Source organism: Tritonibacter sp. SIMBA_163, assembly GCF_046535935.1.
Taxonomy (GTDB): domain Bacteria; phylum Pseudomonadota; class Alphaproteobacteria; order Rhodobacterales; family Rhodobacteraceae; genus Epibacterium; species Epibacterium scottomollicae.
Genome location: NZ_JAWJBP010000009.1, coordinates 133,432 through 139,641 on the forward strand (window position 1 = coordinate 133,432; position 6,210 = coordinate 139,641).

The 6,210-nt window shown below is 60.4% G+C and carries 4 protein-coding genes; all 4 read left to right on the forward strand.

Going from position 1 to position 6,210, the window contains the following annotated elements; all coding sequences use genetic code 11:
* Positions 1 to 78 precede the first annotated feature (78 nt).
* The 4 genes from clpB (at position 79) to msrQ (ending at position 5,953) form a co-directional block, all read left to right on the forward strand.
* On the forward strand, positions 79 to 2,697 hold the full coding sequence (clpB, locus tag R0J92_RS14490) for an ATP-dependent chaperone ClpB (protein WP_411052156.1): 2,619 nt from the start codon (positions 79 to 81) through the stop codon (positions 2,695 to 2,697).
* Between the two features lie 186 nt (positions 2,698 to 2,883).
* Positions 2,884 to 4,374 carry an FMN-binding glutamate synthase family protein gene (locus tag R0J92_RS14495; protein WP_106162702.1) on the forward strand — a complete coding sequence of 497 codons (1,491 nt, stop codon included), beginning with the start codon at positions 2,884 to 2,886 and terminating at the stop codon, positions 4,372 to 4,374.
* Positions 4,375 to 4,445: 71 nt separating this feature from the next.
* Complete coding sequence (gene msrP, locus R0J92_RS14500) at positions 4,446 to 5,354, forward strand: protein-methionine-sulfoxide reductase catalytic subunit MsrP (protein WP_317384678.1); 909 nt, start codon at positions 4,446 to 4,448, stop codon at positions 5,352 to 5,354.
* Positions 5,354 to 5,953, forward strand: coding sequence for a protein-methionine-sulfoxide reductase heme-binding subunit MsrQ (gene msrQ, locus R0J92_RS14505; RefSeq protein ID WP_411052157.1), 600 nt, complete (start codon positions 5,354 to 5,356; stop codon positions 5,951 to 5,953). The genes msrP and msrQ overlap by 1 nt, the downstream gene beginning before the upstream one ends.
* Positions 5,954 to 6,210 lie beyond the last annotated feature (257 nt).

The following is a 6,210-nucleotide window of genomic DNA, read 5'->3' on the forward strand; positions in this document are numbered from 1 at the left end:
TTACCCCGAGGCCCACACCGATCCTGTGCTGCCAAGCGGGCAGGGTCATTCTAGGGGCGCTTGAAAAAGGAGAAGAAGATGGACTTGAACAAGTTCACTGAGCGGGCGCGCGGTTTTGTGCAGGCGGCCCAGACTGTCGCACTTCGCGAGGGTCACCAGCGACTGACGCCGGAACATATCCTCAAAGCATTGCTGGACGACGATCAGGGCATGGTTACGAATCTAATTTCCCGTGCGGGAGGGGATCCGAAACGCGTGGCCGAATCCGTCGAGGCGGCCATGGGCAAGCTGCCCAAGGTGTCCGGTGATGCCGGGCAGATCTATCTTGATGGTCAGACCGCCCGGGTGCTGGATGAAGCGACTAAGGTGGCAGAGAAGGCCGGGGACAGTTTTGTTCCGGTAGAGCGCATGTTGACCGCCTTGGCATTGGTCAAATCGAAAGCGAAAGATGCGCTTGAGGCGGGCAATGTCACGGCACAGAAGCTCAACGAGGCGATCAACGACATTCGTCAGGGGCGCACGGCCGATAGCGCGACGGCTGAAGACTCATATGAGGCTCTGAAGAAATACACGCAGGACCTGACCGAACGTGCCAGCGAGGGCAAGATTGACCCGATCATCGGGCGCGATGACGAGATCCGTCGGACCATGCAGGTGCTGAGCCGCCGGACCAAGAACAACCCGGTGCTGATCGGTGAGCCGGGCGTGGGTAAAACGGCGATCGCCGAAGGCATGGCCTTGCGCATCATCAACGGGGATGTGCCCGAATCGCTGCGCGACAAACGACTTCTGGCGCTGGACATGGGCGCGCTGATAGCCGGTGCGAAATATCGTGGTGAGTTTGAGGAGCGGTTGAAGAGCATCCTGAATGAGGTCACGGCGGCGGCGGGTGAGGTCATTCTGTTCATCGACGAGATGCACACGCTGGTCGGTGCCGGAAAATCCGATGGTGCGATGGACGCCGCCAACCTCATCAAGCCGGCATTGGCACGGGGTGAATTGCACTGTATTGGCGCCACCACGCTGGATGAATATCGCAAGTATGTGGAGAAGGACGCAGCCCTCGCGCGCCGTTTCCAGCCGGTAATGGTGTCTGAGCCGACGGTGGAGGATACGATTTCCATTCTGCGCGGCATCAAGGAAAAATACGAACTCCATCACGGGGTGCGTATTGCTGATGGCGCCCTAGTGGCGGCAGCAACCTTGTCAAACCGCTACATTACGGACCGGTTCCTGCCCGACAAGGCTATTGACCTTGTGGACGAGGCCGCGTCGCGCCTGCGAATGGAAGTGGACTCCAAGCCGGAAGAGCTGGACGCGCTTGATCGCCAGATCCTGCAGATGCAGATCGAGGAACAGGCCCTGAAGCTTGAAGAGGATACCGCCTCTCTGGATCGTTTGGAAACACTGCAGAAGGAACTCGCTGACTTGCAGGAGCGCTCGGCAGAGATGACGGCGCAGTGGCAGGCGGAACGGGACAAATTGGCCTCCGCTCGGGACATCAAAGAGCGGTTGGACAAGGCGCGTGCTGAACTTGACATCGCCAAGCGTGAGGGCAACCTCGCCAAGGCGGGTGAGCTGTCTTATGGCGTCATCCCTGGTTTGGAAAAGCAGCTGACAGAGGCCGAACAGACCGAACAAAAGGGGCTTATGGTCGAAGAGGCTGTCCGTCCCGAGCAAATCGCCGGCGTCGTGGAGCGCTGGACCGGCATCCCGACCTCCAAGATGCTCGAAGGTGACCGTGAAAAGCTGTTGCGGATGGAAGACGGTCTGCATGCGCGTGTCATCGGACAGAACACTGCGGTGACGGCAGTTGCCAATGCGGTGCGCCGGGCGCGGGCTGGTCTTAGTGACGAAAACCGTCCGCTGGGCTCTTTCCTGTTTCTCGGGCCAACGGGTGTAGGCAAGACCGAGCTGACCAAGGCCGTGGCTGAGTTCCTGTTTGACGATGACAGCGCCATGGTGCGCGTCGATATGTCGGAGTTCATGGAAAAGCACAGCGTCGCCCGCCTGATTGGCGCCCCTCCGGGGTATGTCGGTTATGATGAGGGTGGCGTTCTGACCGAAGCCGTACGGCGTCGACCCTATCAGGTGATCCTGTTCGACGAAGTTGAGAAGGCGCACCCGGATGTGTTCAACGTGCTGCTTCAGGTGCTGGACGATGGTGTGTTGACGGATGGGCAAGGCCGGACCGTGGACTTCAAGCAAACGCTGATCATCCTGACATCCAACCTTGGCGCGCAGGCCCTGAGTCAGTTGCCAGACGGGGCAGATGCGTCGGATGCCAAGCGGGACGTGATGGACGCGGTGCGGGCGCATTTCCGCCCCGAGTTCCTGAACCGCCTGGATGAGACGGTGATCTTCGACCGGCTTGGTCGTCACGACATGGGCGGGATCGTAGAGATCCAGCTCCGGCGTCTGGTCAAGCGGTTGGCAGATCGCAAGATCACACTGCAGCTGGACGATGGCGCCAAGGCGTGGCTTGCGGATGAAGGGTATGATCCAGTGTTCGGGGCGCGCCCGTTGAAACGCGTCATTCAGCGCGCACTGCAGAACCCGCTGGCAGAGGCGCTGCTGTCTGGGGACATCAAGGACGGAGAGACCGTTTCGGTGTCTGCGGGCAGTGAAGGGCTGGTTATCGGGGATCGCCTCGGCACAACCAAGCGGCCACGCCCGGATGAGGCTGTCGTTCACTGAGCTTGCACGTGATGATGAGATAGAGGGTCGCCCTTTGGGGCGGCCCTTTTGCCAATAACCATTGCTGAACCGGATGTGAAATCCCACCTGTGAAACGTCATGCGTCTGTCGTGTGTCGGCATGCTATAATACGGATTGGTCAGGCTGCCTTGCCTGTCCCGCGATATTGAAGAGAAAGGATTTTCCATGGGGTTTGCGATGAATGCGGTGTCGATCCTTGCGGTGGTGTTCATCTGCCTTCTGGGTGTGTTTGCCTTGGCGGCACTGGCGATGTTTGTCATAGATCGCACGCAGACCCAGGACGCGATCCGCCGCAACTACCCGGTGCTGGGGCGGTTTCGGCATCTCTTCAGTTCCCTTGGGGAGTTCTTCCGGCAGTATTTCTTCGCCATGGATCGCGAGGAGCTTCCGTTCAATCGTGCGCAGCGGGAGTGGATTGCCCGTGCCTGCGCCGGTGTGACCAACACGGTGGCCTTTGGCTCCACCCGCAACACTGCGGTGCCGGGCACGCCGATCTTCGTAAACGCCGCCTTCCCACCGCTGAATGACCAATATGCCAGTTCCGAACCGATGCTGATCGGTCCGACCGCGCGGGTACCCTATAATGCACCGTCGTTCTTCAACATTTCCGGTATGAGCTATGGCGCACTGTCGCGCCCTGCAGTCACGGCCCTCAGCCGGGGCGCGCGCGAGGCGGGGATCTGGCTCAACACCGGGGAGGGTGGGCTAAGCCCGTTTCATCTCGATGGGGGCTGTGATGTGGTCTTTCAGATCGGCACCGCCAAATACGGGGTGCGCGATGCCGAAGGAAACCTGAGTGATGCGCGCCTGAAGGAACTCGCCGAGATCCCACAGGTAAAGATGTTCGAGCTGAAGCTGGCACAGGGGGCAAAGCCCGGCAAGGGCGGTATCCTTCCCGCCGCCAAGGTCAATGCCGAAATCTCCGAGATCCGCGGCATCCCGGAAGGGACGGCGAGCATTTCTCCCAACCGGCACCCGGAGATTGCCTCTTATGACGACCTCCTCGATATGGTTGCCCGCGTGCGCCAGGTTTCTGGCAAGCCGGTGGGGATCAAGACGGTCGCAGGGTCTGAGGTTGCCCTGCGGGAGATGTTCCTGAACTTCGCGGCGCGACCTGATGACGTTCCGGACTTCATCACCATTGACGGTGGCGAGGGCGGCACCGGAGCTGCACCGATGCCACTGATTGACCTTGTTGGCATGTCCGTACGCGAGGCCCTGCCGTTGGTGTGCAACCTGCGCGATGAATATGGCTTCAAGGAGCGCATCCGCCTGATCTCCAGCGGCAAGCTGGTCAACCCCGGCGATGTGGCCTGGGCGCTGGCGGCGGGCGCTGATTTTGTCACCTCGGCGCGGGGCTTCATGTTTTCGCTGGGCTGCATTCAGGCGCTGAAGTGCAATCGCAACACCTGCCCGACCGGCATCACCACCCACGACCCGCGCTTTCAGCAGGGGCTCGTGGTGGAGGACAAGTACAAGAAGGTCGCCCGCTTTGCTCGCGAAGTGATACAGGAGGTGGAGACCATCGCCCATTCGGTCGGGGTGGATGAACCGCGCAAGATGCGTCGCCGTCACATGCGGATCGTGCAGGAGGATGGCTCTTCGCGGCCGATGAATGAGATCCTGCCAAGTTACAGTGCTGTCGCGGAGATGTGAGAGGATATGTTTTTGCCCTGAGCGCCTAAGGCGTTACCTCAAGGATCAACACGATCTCAAGGAGCGCTTTCATGGCCCATCGCTGGCAAAACGATCTGACCCACCGGGACATCACGCCGGAATCCCTGTTCTGGAACCGGCGCAAGATCCTCGCAGGGATGGGGGGCGTCGGGCTGGGTGCTATCGGCGGCGGTCTGGCGCAGGCCCAAGAGGCGGAGCTGGACCCCAACACCTGGGAAGAAGTCACCAGCTACTGCAACTTCTATGAATTCGGCACCGGCAAGACAGATCCCGCCAGCTATGCCGGCCAGATGACCACCTCGCCCTGGGAGGTGGAGATCGACGGCATGGTCGACAATCCCGGCACCTACGGCTTTGACCAGATCCTGTCAGAGATGACGCTGGAAGAGCGCATCTACCGGTTCCGCTGTGTCGAGGCCTGGTCGATGGTGATCCCCTGGCAGGGGTTTGAACTGGCGGACCTGCTGAACCTGGCCGGCGTGCAGGAGGGGGCGAAATACGTCGCCTTTGAAACCCTGCTGCGCCCGGATGAGATGCCCGGCACCCGTTACCCGGTGCTGGACTGGCCCTACCGCGAGGGGCTGCGCCTCGATGAGGCGATGAACCCGCTGACGATCATGGCGACCGGCATATTCGGCAAGCCACTGCCAAACCAAAACGGTGCCCCGCTGCGCCTGGTGGTGCCGTGGAAATACGGCTTCAAGTCGATCAAGTCGGTGGTGAAGATCACCCTGACCGATCAGGAGCCGCCGACCAGCTGGAACATGGCGAATGCGCGCGAATACGGTTTCTACAGCAATGTGAACCCGGAGGTGGATCACCCCCGTTGGAGCCAGGCCTCGGAGCGGCGCATTGGTGGCGGGCTGTTTTCCCGTCGTCAGCCAACATTGATGTTCAATGGCTATGAGGCAGAGGTCGCCTCCCTCTATGAGGGGCTGGATCTGACCAAGAACTTCTGATGGATCTGAGTTCTGTGAATTCCGCCCTGCGCCGGGTGCCGTCGTGGCTCATATATATATGTGGGCTGGCCCCGGCGGTCTGGCTGTTCTGGCTGGGTCTGACCGGTGGGCTGGGCGTTGAGCCGATCAAGGCGCTGGAGCATCGCTATGGTGAGCTGGCATTGCAGTTCTTCATCGCGACCCTCGCGGCCACGCCGGCGCGGCGGTTCCTTGGCCTCAATCTGATGAAGCACAGGCGTGCGCTGGGGCTGATATGTTTCGCCTATGTGGTTTGTCATCTGCTGGTCTGGTTGCTGCTGGATGTGCAGATCCCCAGCCAGATCCTCGCCGACATCGCCAAGCGGCCCTATATAACGGTCGGGATGGCGGCCTTTATATTGTTGGTTCCGCTTGCGGTGACGTCCAATAACGTCTCGATCCGCCGGTTGGGACCTAAATGGCGACGGCTGCACCAGCTCAGCTATCCGGCAGCTCTGCTGGCGGCGCTGCATTTTGTGTTGCTGGCCAAGGGGTTCCAGATCGAGCCCCTGTTGTATCTGGCCGCAATCCTCCTCCTTCTTCTGCTTCGGGTGAGAATCCCGACGCTGCGACGCGTGTGAGTCTGGCAATCTCCACGCTCCGACGCGCGCGATTCCGTTGAGCGCATCGGAATTTGGGGTGTGAAAGCGGCCACTAAAGGACGAAACCTCCGCCGCTCCCTTATTCGCTGTGCGTCTAAGCCCATATAAATAAGAGATTTTGTGCGGTTCTGCGGAAAAAATGACAGATTTGCAAAAAAGGGGTTGCGGGTCAGTTGGTCTAACCTTAGAACCCCCTCTACCGGCGGCGCTGAGGCGCTACGGTGACAGACTGGACG

Bases quoted from the DNA above. Each gene is read 5' to 3' on its own strand.
- clpB (WP_411052156.1), top strand. From the start codon at position 79: ATGGACTTGAACAAGTTCACTGAGCGGGCGCGCGGTTTTGTGCAGGCG.
- R0J92_RS14495 (WP_106162702.1), top strand. From the start codon at position 2,884: ATGGGGTTTGCGATGAATGCGGTGTCGATCCTTGCGGTGGTGTTCATC.
- msrP (WP_317384678.1), top strand. From the start codon at position 4,446: ATGGCCCATCGCTGGCAAAACGATCTGACCCACCGGGACATCACGCCG.
- msrQ (WP_411052157.1), top strand. From the start codon at position 5,354: ATGGATCTGAGTTCTGTGAATTCCGCCCTGCGCCGGGTGCCGTCGTGG.